This window comes from Sphingomonas asaccharolytica NBRC 15499 (genome assembly GCF_001598355.1).
Classification (GTDB): domain Bacteria; phylum Pseudomonadota; class Alphaproteobacteria; order Sphingomonadales; family Sphingomonadaceae; genus Sphingomonas; species Sphingomonas asaccharolytica.
This window is the reverse complement of the sequence record NZ_BCYU01000052.1, coordinates 13,199-32,206: the sequence shown is the minus strand read 5'-3', so window position 1 is coordinate 32,206 and position 19,008 is coordinate 13,199. Positions and strand designations below refer to the sequence as shown.

At 64.7% G+C, this 19,008-nt stretch carries 12 protein-coding genes, 1 tRNA gene and 1 pseudogene; 6 read left to right on the top strand and 8 right to left on the bottom strand.

Going from position 1 to position 19,008, the window contains the following annotated elements:
- The 3 genes from SAS01S_RS14360 to SAS01S_RS14350 all read left to right on the top strand — a co-directional run.
- A partial coding sequence (locus SAS01S_RS14360) for a nuclear transport factor 2 family protein (protein ID WP_084239026.1) occupies positions 1 to 424 on the top strand: 424 nt, incomplete at its 5' end.
- A complete protein-coding gene (locus tag SAS01S_RS14355; RefSeq protein WP_066809590.1) occupies positions 421 to 2,259 on the top strand; it encodes an acetyl/propionyl/methylcrotonyl-CoA carboxylase subunit alpha in 1,839 nt (612 codons plus the stop codon). The genes SAS01S_RS14360 and SAS01S_RS14355, both read left to right, overlap by 4 nt.
- 55 nt (positions 2,260 to 2,314) lie before the next feature.
- Positions 2,315 to 4,369 carry an NAD(+) synthase gene (locus tag SAS01S_RS14350; protein WP_066809577.1) on the top strand — a complete coding sequence of 685 codons (2,055 nt, stop codon included), beginning with the start codon at positions 2,315 to 2,317 and terminating at the stop codon, positions 4,367 to 4,369.
- A 62-nt stretch (positions 4,370 to 4,431) separates the two neighbouring features.
- Here the strand turns inward: SAS01S_RS14350 and SAS01S_RS22230 are convergent.
- Positions 4,432 to 5,374: pseudogene (locus tag SAS01S_RS22230) on the bottom strand (IS630 family transposase).
- A gap of 461 nt (positions 5,375 to 5,835) precedes the next feature.
- On the opposite strand from SAS01S_RS22230, the gene SAS01S_RS22585 reads away from it, so the two are divergent.
- Positions 5,836 to 6,159 (top strand): hypothetical protein, encoded by a 324-nt coding sequence (locus tag SAS01S_RS22585; protein WP_157082826.1) that lies wholly within the window; start codon positions 5,836 to 5,838, stop codon positions 6,157 to 6,159.
- A gap of 206 nt (positions 6,160 to 6,365) precedes the next feature.
- On the opposite strand, the gene SAS01S_RS14340 is transcribed toward SAS01S_RS22585, so the two are convergent.
- The 7 genes from SAS01S_RS14340 to SAS01S_RS14310 form a co-directional block, all read right to left on the bottom strand.
- The gene (locus tag SAS01S_RS14340) at positions 6,366 to 9,575 is read right to left on the bottom strand and encodes an autotransporter outer membrane beta-barrel domain-containing protein (protein WP_066809575.1); all 3,210 of its coding nucleotides are present in this window, start codon (positions 9,573 to 9,575) and stop codon (positions 6,366 to 6,368) included.
- A 100-nt stretch (positions 9,576 to 9,675) separates the two neighbouring features.
- Positions 9,676 to 12,120: a TonB-dependent receptor gene (locus SAS01S_RS14335; RefSeq protein WP_066809570.1), complete on the bottom strand. Its 2,445-nt coding sequence runs from the start codon at positions 12,118 to 12,120 to the stop codon at positions 9,676 to 9,678.
- On the bottom strand, positions 12,117 to 13,058 hold the full coding sequence (locus SAS01S_RS14330; RefSeq protein ID WP_066809567.1) for a FecR family protein: 942 nt from the start codon (positions 13,056 to 13,058) through the stop codon (positions 12,117 to 12,119). Before SAS01S_RS14330 ends, SAS01S_RS14335 begins: the two co-directional genes overlap by 4 nt.
- A 36-nt stretch (positions 13,059 to 13,094) precedes the next feature.
- Complete coding sequence (locus SAS01S_RS14325) at positions 13,095 to 13,619, bottom strand: sigma-70 family RNA polymerase sigma factor (protein WP_066809564.1); 525 nt, start codon at positions 13,617 to 13,619, stop codon at positions 13,095 to 13,097.
- A gap of 127 nt (positions 13,620 to 13,746) precedes the next feature.
- Entirely contained in the window at positions 13,747 to 14,751 is a 1,005-nt protein-coding gene (locus SAS01S_RS14320; RefSeq protein WP_066809558.1) for a glycosylasparaginase, read from the bottom strand.
- A complete protein-coding gene (locus SAS01S_RS14315) occupies positions 14,748 to 15,482 on the bottom strand; it encodes a copper homeostasis protein CutC (protein ID WP_066809588.1) in 735 nt (244 codons plus the stop codon). The genes SAS01S_RS14320 and SAS01S_RS14315 overlap by 4 nt, the downstream gene beginning before the upstream one ends.
- A 147-nt stretch (positions 15,483 to 15,629) precedes the next feature.
- Positions 15,630 to 15,719 (bottom strand) — tRNA-Ser (locus SAS01S_RS14310).
- A 135-nt stretch (positions 15,720 to 15,854) separates the two neighbouring features.
- Between SAS01S_RS14310 and hspQ the strand changes: the two genes are divergently transcribed.
- Together hspQ and SAS01S_RS14300 are read left to right on the top strand one after the other, a co-directional pair.
- A complete protein-coding gene (gene hspQ / locus SAS01S_RS14305; protein ID WP_066809556.1) occupies positions 15,855 to 16,235 on the top strand; it encodes a heat shock protein HspQ in 381 nt (126 codons plus the stop codon).
- A 164-nt stretch (positions 16,236 to 16,399) separates the two neighbouring features.
- A complete protein-coding gene (locus tag SAS01S_RS14300) occupies positions 16,400 to 18,871 on the top strand; it encodes a TonB-dependent receptor plug domain-containing protein (protein WP_066809553.1) in 2,472 nt (823 codons plus the stop codon).
- Positions 18,872 to 19,008: the final 137 nt, after the last annotated feature.

Genomic DNA, 19,008 nt, shown 5'->3' with positions numbered 1-19,008 from the left:
GCCTGCCAACCCCCTCCCCCCACCCGTCAGCGAGGAAGGCCAGGTGATGGCGCCGATCAATGCGATGTTCGACGGCCTCGCGCGGCGCGATTCCGCGATCATTCTCGCCTCGATGCGTCCCGACGGTACCGCGACCTCGGCGGGCGAGAAGCCCGACGGCACGCGCAACGTCCGCCACATGACAGCTGCCGAGTTCGTCGCTGCGATTAAGCCCGGTCCCGAACGCTATGAGGAAAGGATCAGCGACCCCGCGATCGAGATCGATGGCGACATCGCAATGGTCTGGGCGCCCTATACCTTCCTGATCGATGGCAAGGTCCACCATTGCGGCATCGACCATTTCGACCTCGTCCGCGAAAACGGCAAATGGCTAGTGCAGAACATCACTTGGTCAAGCCGCACCACCGGATGCCCCGCCGCGTGATCACCTCGCTTCTCATCGCCAATCGCGGCGAGATTGCATGCCGCATCATCCGCACGGCGCGGGCGATGGGAATCCGCACCGTCGCGGTCTATTCCGATGCCGACGCCAACGCCCTCCACGTTCGCCAGGCGGATGAAGCAGTGCACATCGGCCCTTCGCCGGCCCGAGAAAGCTATCTGGTCGGCGACAAGATCATCGCCGCTGCACAGCAGACCGGCGCGGAGGCGATCCACCCCGGTTATGGCTTCCTCAGCGAGAACGCTGATTTCGCGCAAGCGGTGAAGGACGCCGGACTGATCTGGGTCGGACCCAATCCCGACAGCATCCGCGCGATGGGGCTGAAGGACGCAGCGAAGGAACGGATGATCGCCGCGGGCGTGCCGGTAACCCCGGGCTATCTCGGCGAGGATCAGCGTCCCGATCATCTGAAGGCCGAGGCCGACAAAATCGGCTATCCGGTGCTGATCAAGGCCGTCGCCGGCGGCGGTGGCAAAGGGATGCGGCGGGTCGATGCGTCGGAGGAGTTCGCCGGCGCCTTGCTCTCGTGCCAGCGCGAAGCCGCCTCGTCGTTCGGCGACGATCGCGTGCTGATCGAAAAATACATCCTCTCCCCCCGCCATATCGAGGTGCAGGTGTTCGGCGACAGCCACGGCAATGTCGTCCACCTGTTCGAGCGCGATTGCTCGCTCCAGCGCCGCCACCAGAAAGTGATCGAGGAAGCGCCGGCCCCCGGCATGGACGAGGAGACGCGTGCTGCGATCTGTGCAGCGGCGGTGCGTGCGGCAAAAGCGGTCGATTATGTCGGCGCCGGCACGATCGAGTTCATCGCCGATGCCAGCGAAGCCCTGCGCGCCGACCGCATCTGGTTCATGGAAATGAACACCCGGCTCCAGGTCGAGCATCCGGTGACCGAGGAGATTACCGGCCAGGATCTGGTCGAGTGGCAGTTGCGCGTCGCCTCGGGCGAGAAGCTGCCGCGGACGCAGGACGAGCTCGAGATCAACGGCTGGGCAATGGAAGCGCGGCTTTATGCCGAGGACCCCGCCAAGGGGTTCCTGCCCTCGATCGGGCGGCTCGAGGCGTTCGACCTGGGCGACGATGCGCGCGTCGATACCGGGGTCGCGCAAGGCGCCGACATCTCGCCTTTCTACGATCCGATGATCGCCAAGGTCATCGCCTGGGGCGAGGATCGCGAGGAAGCGCGCGAATTGCTCGCCGACGCGCTGTCCGATGCGATCGTTTGGCCGGTGCGGTCGAACGCGGGGTTCCTGGTCGAGGCGTTGGAGCATGAGGCATTCGCCGAGGGCAATGTCGACACCGGGCTGATTGCGCGTGAAGGCGATGCGCTGATGCCCCCCGAATTTCCGTCCGACGAGGCGCTGGCCGACGCCGCTGCCGCACTGATTGGCGAAGTGCCGATGGCCGGGCTCCGCCTTAACGCGCCTTCGCGGCGGACCGACACGTTCCTGCTCGACGGCGCCACGGTCGCGATCGAGCATGATGTGGCGGAGCCGGGATCCGAGGCGGTCGACAGTCTGTTGATCGCCGAGGGTGGCCAGGTCTGGCAATTGACCACCTGGCGTGCGGCGGGCGGGACCGCGGGCGCCGCCGGCGATGGCGCGATCCTGGCACCGATGCCGGGCCGGGTGATCGCGGTCGACGTGGCCGCCGGCGAGACGGTGACCAAAGGCCAGAAGCTGCTGACGCTCGAGGCAATGAAAATGGAACACGGCCTGACCGCACCATTCGACGGCGTGGTGGCGGAGTTGAACGCGGCGGTGGGCTCGCAGGTGCAAGTCGATGCGCTGCTGGTCAAAATCGAGAAAACCGAATGAGCGCGGCCTACCTCACGACCTTGCGATAGGACGGTGTGAGGCCTAAGCGGCGGGCATGGCGAAGACCCATCGTTTCTTCTCGCACCACACGCACGAATTCCTGCGCGTGGCCGCCTGCACCCCCGTGGCCAGCGTCGGCGACATCGCGGCCAACGTCCGCGAGACGATCGCGCTGGCCAAGCGCGGACACAAGGAAGCGTGCGACCTGCTCGTCTATCCCGAACTCAATCTCACCTCCTATGCGATCGACGATTTGCATCTGCAGCAGACGATCCAGCGCGCAACCGAAGAGGCCCTGGCCGAAGTCGCGGCGGCGACCGCCAAGCTGCGGCCGGTGCTGCTGGTCGGTGCGGCGATCCCGCGCAATGGCCGGCTCTACAATTGCGCGGTGGCGATCCATCGCGGCCGGATCCTGGGCATCGTGCCCAAGACCTTCCTGCCCAATTATCGCGAATATTACGAGAAACGCTGGTTTGCGAGTGGCGACGGCGTGGTCCGGGCGGAGATCGACATTGCCGGGCAAGCCGGCGTGCCGTTCGGCACCGACCTGATCTTCGCCGCCAGCGATCTGCCGCACTTCATTTTCCATGCCGAAATTTGCGAGGATTACTGGGCGCCTGTCCCGCCTTCGACCTGGGCCGCGCTGGCCGGCGCGCTGGTCTGCTGCAACTTGTCGGCGTCGAACGTCCTGATCGGCAAAGAGCGGCAACGGATGCTTCTGTCGGGATCGCAGTCCGACCGGGCGGTATGCGCTTACGTCTTCTCCGCCGCGGGTCCGGGCGAAAGCACGACCGATCTCGCCTGGGACGGCCAGGGAATGGTGCACGAACTGGGCGAATTGATCGCCGAGTCCGAGCGTTTTCCGGCTAGATCGGGCTTGTTGGTCGCCGATGTCGATTGCGGACGGGTCCGGCACGAACGGATGCGCAACAGCACGTTCGCCGACGCCGCGCGCTTCGCCGGGATCGACGACGCGGACTTCCGATTCATCGGCTTCGAGGCGAAACCCGATTTCGCCGATGTCGGTTTCAAGCGCGACGTGCGGCGCTTTCCGTTCGTCCCCAACGCACCCGAAAAGCTCGACGCCGATTGCTACGAGGCGTTCAACATCCAGGTCTCCGGGCTGATCCGCCGCATCGAGGCGGCGCGCGCCAAGCGGCTGGTGATCGGTGTGTCGGGCGGGCTCGATTCGACCCATGCGCTGATCGTCGCGGCCAAGGCGATGGACCGGCTGGGCCGCTCGCGCGACCATATCCTGGGCTATACGATGCCCGGCTTCGCGACCAGCGAGGGGACCAAGTCGAACGCCTGGGCACTGATGCGCGCGCTGGGCGTGGCGGGCGACGAGATCGACATCCGGCCCGCCGCGAGTCAGATGCTCGAGGATATGCGGCATTCGTTCGCCAGCGGCGAACCGGTCTATGACGTGACCTTCGAGAACGTCCAGGCGGGCTTGCGGACCGATTATCTGTTCCGCCTGGCCAACCAGCATGACGGCCTGGTCGTCGGCACCGGCGACCTATCCGAGCTCGCGCTCGGCTGGTGCACTTATGGCGTCGGCGACCAGATGAGCCATTATGCGGTCAATGCCGGCGTGCCCAAGACGCTGATCCAGTTCCTGATCCGCTGGTGCATCCGCACCGACCAATATGATGCCGAGACCGACCGCGTGCTCGACGCGATCCTGGCGCAGGAGATCTCGCCCGAATTGGTCCCCGCCGGCGCCGACGGCGCGATCCAATCGACCGAGAGCAAGATCGGCCCGTACGAGCTCAACGACTTTTTCCTCCATTATATCGCGCGTCACGGCATGGTGCCGTCCAAAGCCGCGTTCCTGGCGCTGAAGGCGTGGGAAGACACGAGCGCGGGCCGCTGGCCGCGCGATTTCCCCGCCGCCGCGCGACACGCTTACGATCTGGCGACTATCCGCGGTTGGCTGGAAAAATTCCTGTTCCGCTTCTTCACGATCAGCCAGTTCAAGCGCTCGGCGATCCCCAATGGGCCGAAGGTATCCGCAGGCGGCGCACTGTCCCCACGTGGAGATTGGCGCGCACCATCGGATGGAACCGCCCAACCGTTCCTGGATGAACTGGCCGCAAACTTGCCCTGACCGTCGGCATAGGCTTCAGGACTCTGGGAGTCCCCCCAGTCGGGGCCTAGAGTTGTTCTCACTTAGGCTGAAGCGTATCCTGAGTTTCTGAGATAGTTGGCGCACTCGTGTGGTGGGAAGGCATCGAGAAGGATCCGATCCGGCGCTAGGTGGCATCGAGCGATCGTTCAGCGGCTTTTCGGAGGAGTAGCTTGAGCTTGGCGAAGAACTGCTCGATCGGGTTCAGATCTGGCGAGTAGGGCGGCAGGAACGGGAGCTTTGCGCCAGCTGCTCGGATCGCTTTCCTGACGGCCGCGCCCTTGTGGCTCCCCAGATTGTCCATGATGACGACATCGCCCGACGACAGTGTCGGCACGAGGAACTGCTCGACCCAGGCCGTGAAGCTTTCGCCGTTGATGGGGCCATCGAGTACGCACGGCGCGTCGATCCGGTCATGGCGTAGAGCTGCGAGGAAAGTCAGCGTGCGCCACTTGCCGAACGGTGCGCGGGCGACCAGCTTCTGCCCGCGTGGTGCCCAACCCCGGATCGGCGTTATATTCGTCTTCGCCCAGGTCTAATCGATGAAGACGAGGCGCCGAGGATCAAGTCGGCCCTGATATTTCTTCCACTGCGCGCGCCGTCTTGCGATCAGCGGTCGCTCCTGTTCGACGGCGAACAGTGTTTTTTTTGAAGCGCAGCCCTTCCGAACGCACCAGCCGCCACACCGATACCGGGCTGGTCACGATACCTTGCTCGGCCAGCTCCGCGACCAGTACCTTTGAGCGTGATGTCAGGCACCGCTTTCAGCCGGCCGATGACCAGCGAACGGTGTGGTTCGAGCAATCGCTTGCGGTGACCACCCATCGGCCGCGACGCCGCTGTCCCCGTCGCCCGCTGGCGTTGCGGCCATTTTACCACACTGGCAACGCTCACCCCAAATAGCGACGCAACCTCGCGACAACTGCGACCCGTTAAAACCGCCGCAGCAACACGCTCACGCAAATCGTTCGAATAGGGTCTCGCCATCCCTGCTGGCCTCCAGCCCCAGCCAGCAGGTTGAATCAGAAACAACCGCCCTTGGGAATCCCCAAAGCGATTCAAGCAATCCGAAATCGACCCTAGCGCTACGAGTACAGCGCCTCCTACCGCAGCCGAAATAGCCTATCCCACGAAAATATTATCCATTTTGGATTCGATCGCGCTTGCGTGAAGGCTGAAGACCATGTTTTTTAGCACTAAGATTTGCCTTTGTCCGATCACCGGCCTGTCATGGGAGTTGATAATTGACTGCCCTTCGCTCCGCGCCGGCCAGCCTTCTGGCTCGCCCCTCCGCTGGAATGTTATCTTATTCGGTGGATCAGCCAAATTGCGGGCGAGGGACTTCGGTATCGGCGCGAATACCTGGACAACAATTATTCACCCTAGAAAAAAGGTTAAACGCGACCCAGTGGAAACGACGGATTCACATCTACTAAGGGAGTCTCGAGATGAAAATTCTTACCAGTATGGTTATGGCTTCTTTCGTCCTCGCGACGTTTACGCCAGTACCGGCTATCGCCGATGACATGTCCTCTGATGCCTATGCAACAGAGCAATGCAGCAACGATAGATGGGCAGATTTAGGCTATTATAGTTATGACCATTGCTACGCCACCGCAGTAGCATATTATTACGAGCAGACGGGCGGAGGCGGAGGTGGCGTTGGCACCGGAGGGGGAGGCGGAGGCGGCACCTTCATCGGAAGTATTCCGGGATATGATCCCAGCACAGACCAACATTGCGCGTCGCGACTATGCAATGATGGCGAATGATTTGGCGAGGGGTTTGTTTTTTGCCGGATGCGCGAGGGCGACCTTATTCCTCGCGCATCCACATGCCGTAAATTGCGGCGGAAGTACCGCCTAGCCCTTTCTCGACGAGCTGGCTGAACCGGCCCTGAGTGCATTTACCGTTTCAGCCTATCGGGGACGGAGCCGGAACCGTCTCGAGTGCCGTGACGGCGCCAACTCTTTCTTTATCAAAGCCCGATCTGGAGTGTCGCGCGCAGCGAGATCGCGGCGCGGCTCTGTTGCTCCTCGGCACCCACTTCGCCGCCGATGCGGAAGCCGGGCGAACCGCCCGAGGCGCGGAAGCGGCCGACCCAGCCATCGGTGCGCTTATCGGGGATCAGCGTGAAGGCCTGCCCTCCGGCGAAGCTCGCCGTAGTCGACCCGAGCTCGCCGCCGAGAATCTGACGGCGACCCGCCTCGACCTCGGTGTGGAACCAGCCGTCCTCGGTCGAGCCGAAGGTGAGACCCACCGCCATCGTCGCATTAGCGGCGAATTCGTCGCTGGTGCGCTTGGCGATCGACAGGTCGAACGCCTTGCCACCGCCGGTCTCGGTATGGGCGCCCTCGTTCAGGCGGTAATAGTCGACCGACAAGATCGGGCGGAAAGTCAAATGCCCGACCGCGCCTTCATAGGACGCGCCACCGGTGGCGGAGAGCATCTTGCCGTTCCACTTCGCGCTGTTGCTGAGCGCAACCGCGGTGCTGGTGCCGTCATCGCCGGCAAAGCTGCGCTCGCTGGCGAAATTGACGTGCGCCGCGGAGACTCGGGCGAACGGTCGCAGGCCGCTCCAGTCGCCGCGCCAATAAGCGGCGACCTCATACTGGTCGGACGACACCGTATTGTCGGTGCCATTGTCGTTGTCGTTGCCATGCAGATAGGCGAGCGACAGACCGAAATTACCGAGCTCGGTCTTGTACTCGGCGCCGCCGGACGTGCCCCAGCCGTTGATGTCGTAGGACGCGGTGTTGAGGAAACTCTTCGACCCGCCATAGGCGACTTCTTCGAGCCAATAGCCCCAATGCCCCTTGTCGACATAAGGCGCGCCGCCATCGGTCAGCATCCGACCGATCGCGCGCGATCCGGCGCTGACCGCGGCGAAGGTGCCGCCGGCATGATCGGGCAGCATCTGACGGATCGCGGTCTGGAAGGTGGTGCCGTCTGTAATGTTGAGGAACGAATTGGCGACCTTGGTATCCTGGCTCAGCGCCGCGTAGATCGCGCTATAAGCAGCGGACCCTGAGCGGTTGAGGCCCAGCTCGCTCGCCGTCTTGGCGGCAATGTCGATCGCGATCTGGTTGGCCGGACCGCCGGTCGCGATGCTGGTCTTGTACATGTAGGGCAACGCAACCGACGACGTCGTCAGATTGCTCGCGCCGGTGACCGTGCCGGCGGTCAGGATCGTATAATGCCCGGTCCCTGTGACGAGCCCGGTCAGCTTGATCGCCAGCTTCGAATTGGCGTCGAAGTTCGCTGTTCCCGCAACGTTATATTGCGTGGCGGTGTTGGTGGTCGTGTTGACCGTCACGCCCAGCGTGCCGCCGCCAGTCACGTTCAGCGAACCGATCGCCACCGGAGTCGTGCCGGTGTTGGTGAACTTGCCGCCATTGACCGTGACCGCCAGGCCCGACGCGTTGGCGAGCGTACCCGCGAAGGTCGAGGTGCCGCCGATCGTCAGCGTGTCCGCGCCGCCGCCAAAGTCGACGGCGCCGGTATAGGCCGCCGTACCGGCCAGGGTCATCGCGTCGTTGCCGGCTCCGAACGTGGCGTTGCCGGTCATCGTGGCGTCGCCCGACATGGTGAGCAGATTGTTGCCCGTACCGAACGTGACGTTGCCGGTCAGCGAACCGTCGCCCAGATCGAGCGTGTCGTTGCCGCTGCCGAAGCGGACGTCCCCGGCGATCGACGGCGCGGTACCGCTGGCGACGACGATTTGCTTGACCGTCGCGCCGGTCGTGTTGGCGCTGAGGTCGATCGCTATGTTGCGGTTCGATGTCGTGTCGGCACCGCTCGCGGTGATCGCGCCGCCATTTTCGACCAAGGTCACGCTGCCCGATTTGTCGACGATCGCGGTCGCGCCAGCGGCAGTCCCTGCCGTTGCCGAGATCGTGCCGGTGTTGCGGATCGAGGTCACGTTGGCACCAGCATCGACCACGATAGCCTGCGACAACTGGCCAGTAGTGGACGCGCCGCTCGCGGTGATCTTGCCCGAATTGACGATGGTTGGCACCGTCGCACCGGCGCCGATACGCAACGCTGTCGCATTTGCGGCATTGGCAGTCGCAGCGATCCCGCCGGTGACTTGCATGCCGTTGGTGACGGTGACCGCCCCACCCTGCCCGCCGATCACGACACCGTTGGCGTTGACGCCGGCATAGAGGCCATTGCCGGTCGCAGTACCATTGATAATGAGACCATAGCCTGCGGTGTTGGCGACGGGACCCAACGTAACCGAATTGCCGGCTGCGCCGATCTGTAGCGCGGCCGCAGAGCCGTAGGATGTCAACGCCGCCGAGCCCTCGTCGGCATCCGGAATGCCGTCCTTGTCGGTATCCGGATCGGTGGTGCTGGTCGTCGGTGCGACGGCGAGAATGACGCCGCCGCCGACATTGCCGGTGATCGAGACCGCAGGGCCCCCCTGGAGTAGGTCGTCGGCGTCGAGTTTGCTGGGGTCGGCCGGCACTGTCGTGTAGCGATAGCCCGTGCTGGAAATCGCGCCCTGCAAGGTCAGCGCGCCCGAGACATTGCCGTTGATCAGCACCGCGCTCGACCCGCCGCCTTGCGCGGTGATCGTGCCGGCGATGCGCGCATTGCCGTTGATGTCGCCGGTCTTGACGCCGGCCGAATTGTTGCCGGTGACCGTGATCGAGCCGTCGGTCGACAAATTGCCGTTAAGCGCGCCACCGAGGACGATGCCGTAGGAATTGTTGCCCTCGACAGTGATCGTCGAGCCCTTGGCATTGGTGACCGCGCCGGTGAAGGTGCCGACGGTGCGGATGCCGGCGCGCCCGGTGCCCGAGGCGAACGGGCCGTCGAGGTCGCCGTCATTGTCGGTATCGGTCGGCGTATAGGTCTCGTCGACGATGATCTTGCCGGTATTATTGATCGAACTGGTAACGCCGGCTGCGGCGCCGATGCCGGTCGCGTTGTCCGAATTGGTGATCTGGATCGTGCCGGCGTTGCTGACGCTGTTATTGCTGTCGATCGTCACCGCCGTGCCACTGGTGACGGTCACCGACCCGGCCGAGGTGATGCTAACGTCGGACGGCGCGCCGTTATTGGCGGTCGATGTTTTCACCGGCGTGGTGATCGCCGTGGAGATCGTGCTTTGTGCCGCGGCGGGGGTGGCAGCGAACAGGATGACGGGGGTCAGGCAAGTCGAAGCAAGCAATACGCGCATCTGCAGTCCCTTTTTCGGATGCCGGTTGGGGAGGATGGCATCCGTTCAAAGGCGATGACGACGCAGACGCGGCGCAACCTTGGGGATTAGGGCAAATTTTCTAGAAAGCGGCGTCGAAGCCGATCCGCACTGTGCGCGGACGCAGCGGCGTGATCTGCTGTTCGCTGAGTATCGCGAACGGCGTGCCCAGCGCGAAGCGGTTGCCCACTTCATCGGCCAGGTTGGTCACGCTGGCGGTCAGCGCGAATCGATCGAACGACAGCCGCGCGGACGCTCGCGTGTCGAGATAATCGCCCTGTTCCGCGCCCAGGATCGGACCCACGCCCAATCGCGAATGGCCGGTATATCGCGCTGACGCCGCGAGCGAGATCTGCGCCGTATCGGAGACAGCGAATTCGTATTTGATTGCCCCCCGCGCGACGACATTGGCGATGTTGGGGACACGACCATAGGTCACCGCGTCGGCGGCGACCGCGTTGACGATGTGCGACGTGGTCGGCTCGCTGTTCGGGCCGGGGACCACGAAGCTGAGGAAGAACGCGCTGGGATTGACCACTTTGCTGTCGTTCAGCGAAATGCCGGCCTCCAGGCTCAACCCGGGCGCCGGGCGCCAATCGGCCGACGCCGATACCGTCCAGATCCGACCGTCGCCGATATTGGCCGTGCTCGGCAATCCGCGACCATCGATGAAATCCGCCTGGATGTTGTGCCACAAGGTCCGCGACACGCTGAGCGAGACTGCGATCGGATCGGCGCCGGGAACGCCGCGCCGCAGTCCGAATTCGAACGTCGCGGCGCGATCGTTGCGGAACCGCCGGACGAAATCGCCCTCGATCGCCAAGCCGCCGGGCCGGAAACTTTCCTGATAGCGGGCGTAGAGCGTCAGCCGATCGAGCGGCGTCGCCGACAGCGCAAAGGACGGCAGGAATGCGCTTTCCTCGCGTTCGGCGGTCACGTCCGCATTGATCCGCGCGATCAGCGGTACGACGTCGGCGCCCTCGCCCGTCAGCCAGACATGGCTGTAACGGCCGCCGCCGGTCAGCGTGAGCTTGGGCAGCAACTCAACCGAAAGTTCGCCATAGCCGGTCGCCTCGGTGATGCGATTGACCACCCCGGTCGCCGGCAGCGGCATGTCGGGATCACCCATCGCGCGGCTGAGCTTGGTCGTGTTGCGCACGACGCTCATCCCGAAGACCCAGCCCAGGCCATCGGTCACCGGCCGCGACAGGCGGTTCTCGAACGAGAACAGGTCGGTATGGTTGTTCTGCTTGAACAGACGCTCGGGACCGTTGGGCTCGGTAGCGTCATAGAGCTCTTCCAGCCGCTGCCGCGCGATGCCGAGCGACGAGACGAACAGCAGGCCGCTGTCGAAGCGCCGGCTCGCCACCAGTTCCCCCAATCCATAAGTCGCGTCGCTGCCCTGCGGCAGACGGCTGTTGCGGGTAAGCGGCGGCGCGTCGCGATCGGCATATTGGCTGTCGAGATTGCGCGTCTTCTGAAACGTACCGCCCAGATCGAACGTCCAACCGCCGACCTTGCCCCGCAAGGTGGCGCGGCCGCCGAAGATGTTGGAGCGGTTGATGTCCTTTTTCCCGAGCAGCGGGTTGTCGATATAGCCCCCCTCGGTAATGCCATAGCCCAGCACGCGAATGCCCAGCGCATCTTCGGCGATCGGCATGTTGAGCACGCCGGCGAGATCTGCTCCCGGGGCGCCGTGCCAGGTCGCTGACACGCCACCGGTCAGCGACCCGCCTATCGTCGTCAGATCGGGCGTGTTGCGGATGACGCGGATGATGCCGCCAAGCGATCCGGCGCCGTACAGCGTGCCCTGCGGCCCCTCCAATATTTCGACCGAACCGACATCGTAGAGCCTGAGGTCGGGATCGGGCGCATTATATGTCAGGCGCACATCGCCGAAATATTGGCCGACGGTCGCCTGGGTCGGCCCGGTGAAACTCGAATCGGCGATGCCGCGGATAAACAGCTTGTTGCGCCCGGCGCCGAGATAGGTCGACGACACGGTGGCGACGCGAGAGACAATGGCGTCGGTGCCGTTGTCGGGATTGCGGCCCAGATCGAGGCCGCCGATCACCGTTACCGCACCGGGAAAGCTCTGCAGCCGTGTGTCGCGTTTGCTTGCGGTCACGACGATATCGTCTGCTGCTTGCGGTTGCGGTGCGGGTGTCGGCAACACCGGCCGCCTGGCGGCAATGGCGCGAGCGACCGGCTTTACCCTGGGCGGCGGCGCCGGAACGATCCGCCAAACGCCAGGCGCGGGGGATATCGCCCGCGCCGACGTCCCCTTCAGCAACAACTGCAGCGCGCGGCCGGCGCCCATCGTGCCGCGTACGGCGGGCACGGGGCGGCGGAGCAAGCCGGGATCGCTCACCGCCACGACGATGCTGACGCGCGCCTGCGCGCCGAGTACCGCGATCGCTTGGCCGAGCGTCCCGGCGGGAATGTCGATCGCCTGGTCCTTCGCCTCGGCCGGCGATGCGATCAGACAGAGCCCCGCCAATGCCGCGGGGCCGGCGAAGCCCCTCATGGTCCGGCGATCACCCACCCTTTGCCTGAACGGCGCACATTCGCGCCGAGAAGGATACCAAGCCGCGCCATGGTCGGCTCGACACCACCGTCGAGCCGCACGACACCACGGAACGGCCGCGCAGCGGCGGCGTCGCTGACGCTGACCGGCACGCCGAGATTGCGCTGCAGATCGGCGGCAACGCGCGACAGCGGCGCGCCGTCATAGAAGAGTTGGCCGCCGCGCCACGCCCCGACATCGGCTGGCTTCACCGCGCTCAGACGACCGGTGCGCTGTCCCTTGGCGAGCGTGAAGCGCTGGCCGGCGGGCACGTCGATACCGGCCTTGCCGGGATCGACCACGACCATGCCTTCGCTCACCGCGAGATCGAGCGCGCCGCCACCGGTGGTCACTTCGAACGTGGTGCCGGCATCGACCAATGTCGCGTCGGTGGTTTCCAGCCGGAACGGCCGAGTAGGATCGTGCTTGACCGTGAACAGCGCCTGCCCGCGTTCCATCCGTGCGAACCGCTGATCCTTGCGGTCGAGTTGGATCCTGGTCTCGCCATTGAGCTCCAGCTTGATGCCCGCGAGAACTACCGTGCGGCGTTCGCCCGCCGCGGTCTGCACCGAATAGAGATCGCGCGACGGCCAGGCGAGCCAGGACCCGGCAGCGACCGCAAGTGCTACCGAGGCCGCCATTGCGCCCCCCAGCCAGCGGCGACGCGACGGAACGATCGGCTCGTCGAGATCCGGCTCGGCCTCGGCCGGCCAGTTCACCCCGGTCAGCAGCGCATCCAGGCCACGGTCGGCGGCAGCGGTTTCGGCATAAGCACGCGCATGCGCGGCGTCCGCGGCAAGCCATGCCTCGAACGTTTCCCAGTCATCGAACGAGGGATCGCGCTGGCGGATCAGCCAGGCGATGGCTTCCTCCTCCATCTCACGCGTCCAGTCGGTCATGTCCGCCTCCTATTAGCGAAGACGGACTCGGTCGGGTCAAACCTCATCGATCGACCTCCGATAGTCGAGCAAGGCGCGATAGGCCCGCCTGAGATCGGCTTCCACCGTGCTCAGGCTGACCCCCAATTCGCGCGCGATGTCGCGCTGCTGGACGCCGTCGATGCGGTGACGGCGAAAGATCGTCGCGGTGCGCACGCCCAATCCGTCCAGCACAGCCTGCACGCCCGCCAGCGTCTCCCGCGCCACCAGGCTACGATCGGGCGACGGCGCGTCGGACCGGTCCGGCTGGGTCGGCCCGGCAGCCTCGCTCCAATCCTGCTCGCGCCGCTCGGTCTGGCGTCGCGAGCGGAAGCGATCGACCATCAGATTGTTGGCCGCGCGATAGAGATAGGACAAAGGCTGGGCGACTGGTCCGGCATCGGCGGTCGCGACGCGCACATAAAGGTCCTGAAGTACGTCCTCGGCCGCGTCTCCCGCGCCGCGCGCGATCAGGAATCGCAACAGCTTCTCCCTGTTCGCGAGGATGACGGCCTGAAGGCCGGAGGGAGGGACGTCGTCCATAGGCGGCGAAAAGGCATGTACCCGAAAGGCAGGCGACGCCCAGTACGGCGTGCGGCGCCGCTTATCCAGCCCCAATGCGAGTGATGGCAGCCCGCCGACGCGCTAATCCGGATCGCGAAACCGGTTGCTACGCGGCTTGGCTGAACAGGCTGGTCGACGGCAACACCTCGCTAGCGCCCGAATGGCGCGTCACCGCATAGGTGAACCCCGGAAGCAGGGCATAAGCGCCGATCCGGCCATCTTGACCCAAAGCGAGAAAACCGACCTGCAGCCCTTTGATCGCGTCGCCGCGGAGTTGTGCGATGTGCTTGACCGCTTCCTCGCACGCCGCCTGGGGCGACAGCCCCGCGCGCATCGAGGCGACGACCCGGGCGGTTCCGGCAATCCGCGTCACTTCCTCACCCACTCCCGTCGATGCGGCGGCGCCCACCCCCTTTTCGAGGAACAGCCCGCAGCCGGCTTGGGGCGAATCGCCAACCCGTCCGCGCATCTTGAACGCCATGCCCGACGTCGTGCACGCCGCCGCCATCGCGCCGTCCAAGCCGCGCGCCATGATCCCGATCGTATCGTGGTTGAGCTTCGATCCCGGCGGTCCCGGCAGCCGATTCTCGATATTGGCGATCGGCTGGTATTTCGCGGTCTTGAGCCATTCGCGCCAGCCTTTCTCGGCCTCGGGCGTGAGCAGATTGGTGCGCTTCATGCCCTGGTCGAGCGCGAACCGGGTCGCCCCCTCTCCCACCAGCAGCGTGTGCGGGGTCTTTTCCATCACCAGCCGGGCGACCGAGATGGCGTGGACGATATCCTCCAGCGCGGCGACCGCGCCGACGCCGCCGCGATCGTCCATGATGATCGCATCGAGCGTCACATGCCCGTCGCGATCGGGATAGCCGCCATAACCCACCGAATGATTGGTCGGATCGGCCTCGGGCACCTTGGCTCCCGCTTCGACCGCGTCGAGCAGAGACCCGCCGGCCTTGAGGCGCGCCAGCGCGGCCTCGTTCGCCGCCTTGCCGAAATCCCAGGTGGAAAGGACGGCAACCGGATCGGTTTCCGCTGCTTTGGCCGCGCTCGCCGCGAACGCGGCCGCCGCGCCGATCGCCAACGCCCCGCGCCGTGAAATGCCGTCGTTCATACTTCGCTCCCTTTTTCCCAGATTGCGGCGCGCAATCGTCGCACGATCGCCTCATCGGTCGCGCGTCGCGGTCCCGTTGCAAAGCCAAGCCGCACCGTGGCGTCATCGGGCTGCGGGCCAGGACGGCTCGCCGATCCATGGGCTTCGCGCACGCCGGTCGCGGCGATGATCCGCGCGACATTGTCAGGCCGCACGCCCGCCCCGGCGATGATCGACAATCGCTCCCCGGCGGCCGCGACCATCGCCGCGAGCGTTGTCATGCCTTCGACCGCGGTTAGTGCGCCGCCCGAACTCAGGATCTTGTCGTAGCCGAGCGCAATCGCCTCGCCCACCGCCGCGACCGGATCGGGGACGAGATCGATCGCCCGGTGCAGCACAATCGTCGCATCGCGCGCGGCGTCACGGAAACGCCCCAGCACCTCGCGGTCGAGCCTCCCATCGGGTCGCAACGCGCCGACCACCACGCCGCCAACGCCGCGTGCGACCGCACCGCTTATTTCCTCGACCATCAATGCCAGATCATCTTCGCTATAGACGAATCCGCCCGCGCGCGGGCGGATCATCGTGTGGATCGGACGGCCGCTCTTCAACGCATGATCCAGCAAAGCGGCGGACGGAGTCAGGCCGCCCAGTTCGAGTGCCGAGCAAAGCTCGATCCGATCGGCCCCGCCGGCCACGGCGGCGTCGACCCCGGCCGCGTCGTCCACACAGATTTCCAGGATCGCGCTCACCGATTCGTCCCTAAGCGGCTTCGCAGCATCTTGCCAGCGCAAGCGCCGCGTAGAAAAGTCGCGAGCGACGGGCGCCAGTCAAGCCGGAAGGTGAAACCCGGCCGCGCGCGAACCTGCGGGGAAATTACCGAAATCAGGCAGACTAGGTGGCGGAGAGGGTGGGATTCGAACCCACGGTACGGTTACCCGCACAACGGTTTTCGAGACCGTCCCAATCGACCACTCTGGCACCTCTCCGCACTGGGAGTTCCGCACCTTGATGCACTGTCTGGACGGTGCGGGTGCTGGTCGAAGGCGGCGCCTCTAACGCAGGCGGTCCGCGCGCGCAAGCGGTCCGCTTGTGCGGCGCCGAAGAAACTCTACATTGTGGTCATGACTCGTTCCGAACCCCATGATGTGCTTTCGCAATCCGGCGTGCCGATGCCGGCGGTGGCGACCGCGCGGTTCACGATCGGCGACGTCGTTCGCCACCGGATGTTCGATTTTCGCGGCGTGATCTTCGATATCGACCCCGTCTTCGCTAACACCGACGAATGGTATGAATCGATCCCCGAGGGACTGCGTCCGTCCAAGGAGCAGCCCTTCTATCACCTCCTCGCCGAGAACGGGGAGTCGAGCTACGTCGCCTATGTCAGTCAGCAGAACCTGCTGCATGACGATAGCGAGGAACCGGTCGATCATCCGGCGATCGACGGGCTGTTCACCGGCTTTGCCGACGGCCGCTATAATCTGCGCCGCGAGCATCGCCACTAGGACACGCGTCCGTCAATCGATCATTGTGTGACTTTTGTGCACCGCAAGAAAAACTTGCGGTGCATCGTCTCGCCCTGCGTCTAGCAATGTTACCGACCTGTGACGATATCCGTCGCAACAGGGTAATCGGGACGTGCGTCCCCCGCTTATAAGGGGTTATAATCATGAGGTTGAACCGTACCGCACTCGCGGTCGCCGTTTCGGTGACCGCGCTGGCGACCAGTCATGCCGCTTTCGCCCAAGACACCACGTCCGCTACCGCAGCGCCGCAAGTCGATCCAGCCGCGAGCGATCAGGACGCCGCCCCGGGCAGTGAGATCGTCGTTACCGGCACGCGCGTCGCCGGCCGCACGAAGTTCGATACCACCGCACCGGTCGACGTGCTGAGCGGCGCGAGCCTTCGGAATCAGGGTACGACCGAGCTCGCGGCGTCACTGTCCGCAATTGTCCCGTCGGTAGACTTCCCGCGGTCGTCCGCCGTCGACGGCACGGATTCGATCCGTCCGGCAACGTTACGCGGTCTGTCGCCCGACCAAACGCTCGTCCTGATCAACGGCGTGCGGGCACACACCTCGGCGCTCCTCAACATCAATGGCTCGGTCGGGCGCGGCGCAACGGCCGTCGATCTGAATACGATCCCCGCAGTTGCGCTCGACCGTGTCGAGGTGCTGCGCGATGGCGCGTCGGCACAATACGGTTCGGACGCGATCGCCGGCGTGATCAACTTGCGACTGCGTGAGGCGCGGAGCGGTGGCGGCGCCAATTTCACTTATGGCGGCTATTTCACCGACGTCACCACCGCGCGCGGTGATCGCAACGCGCACGATGGACGCACAGCCACCGTATCCGGCTGGCAGGGTTTCGCGCTCGGCAAGGAAGGTTTCCTAACGCTCTCGGCCGAATATCTAGATCGCGATCCCACCAGCCGCGGCGATTATGATCCGCGCAAGACGCCGATCCGCGTGCGGTCGCGCTTCGGCGATCCCGACGTCGATCAGTACAGCCTTTATGCCAATGCAGGCCTGCCAGTCGGCGGCGGATGGGAACTCTACGCCTTTGGCGGTTACCAGCACCGCAACAGCATCAGCGCGGCTACTCCGCGTATCAACGGCGGCACCGATAATAATGCTAACGCCGCGGCGCTTGCCGCGCTTTATCCCGACGGTTTTCTGCCGCTGATCAACGTCAGATCGTCCGATCTTACCTCGACCGGCGGGATTCGCGGCGACATCGGCGGCTGGAAGATCGACTTCAACCTGTCGTACGGCCGCAACAAGCTGACATTCTACACGGATAATTCGGGCAACTCGACCTACGGCTCGGCGTCGCAAACACGCTTCTATGACGGCACGCTGACCTATGACCAAATCGTGGGTGGGGTCGACGTGTCAAAGGAACTGGCGCTCGGCAGCGGCACACTGAACGTCGCATTCGGGGGCGAATATCGCCGCGAAGGATTTGCCATCGGTGCAGGCGAGCACGCGTCGTACGACCGCGGTCCGGCGGCGACCTCGTCGCTGGGGTCAGGCGCGCAGGGCTTTCCGGGTTTCCAGCCGTCGAACGTGGTCGACCAACATCGCAGCAACGTGTCGGGCTATCTCGATCTCGAGGCCAAGCCGATCAGCGCGCTGACCATCGGGGCGGCCGTGCGCGGCGAACACTACTCCGACTTTGGCGACACGGTGAACGGCAAGCTTTCGGCGCGACTTGAGCTCGCGCCTTGGTTCGCACTGCGCGGCACTGCCTCTACCGGCTTCCGTGCGCCGTCGCTCCAGCAGGAATATTTTACCTCGACTGCGTCTGTGCTCAGCGGGGGCACGATTGTCGAATCGGGTCTGTTCCCATCGATCAGCCCGGTCGGACGCGCCCTCGGCGGCAAGCCACTTGAGCCGGAAAAGGCAACGAACCTCTCAGCAGGCTTCGTTGTTCGCAGCGGCGGGTTCGATCTGTCGGTGGACGGTTATCAGATCAAGGTCCGCAACCAGCTGGCGCTGTCCGAGAATTTGGCGGGCGCCTCGATCACGACTGTACTAGCGCAGAACAACATCTTCACCGTCAGCCAGGCGCGGTTCTTCATCAATGGCATCCGCTCGACGGCCAAGGGCATCGACGTGGTCGCCCATTATCGCGTGAGGACGGCGAACGCTGGGACATTCGACCTGACTGCCGCGGGGAACGTCAACGATATCAAGGTGACGCGCGTACCCGCGCCGGTGACGATCCTCGGCACGACCTACACGCTGTTCAGCCGGCAGCGGATCATCTCATTCGAGGAAGGAACGCCGCGGACCAAGGTTGTCGGCACTGTCGAATGGTCGCTCGGAGGCTTCGGTCTTACCGCTCGCGGATCTTATTATGGGGATGTCACACAGCCCAGCAGTACCGGCTTTGCTGCTGACGACATCCATACCGGCAAGCACACGATCTTCGATCTCGAGGCGCGCTATCAGCCGGCAAAGGGCCTCAACCTTGCGGTCGGTGCGAACAACCTGTTCGACACCTATCCAGATTATGTGAAGGTGCTCTCCTCCCGCGGAGCCCAGCTCAACAGCACCGGCTTGGTCGGCTTCCCGTATTACTCGCCGTTCGGGTTCAACGGGCGCTATCTGTACGGACGCATTGGAATCACCTGGTAAGGATCGACGCTCCCTGGCGGCGCGGTCACAAAACCGCGCCGCCCCCGGTTGACAGAATCACCTCGCTACCTTAGGCGCGCCCCTTCAACCGTGGGGCCCCGGCCTTCGCGGGCATACGGATTTGAAAGAGAAATAGG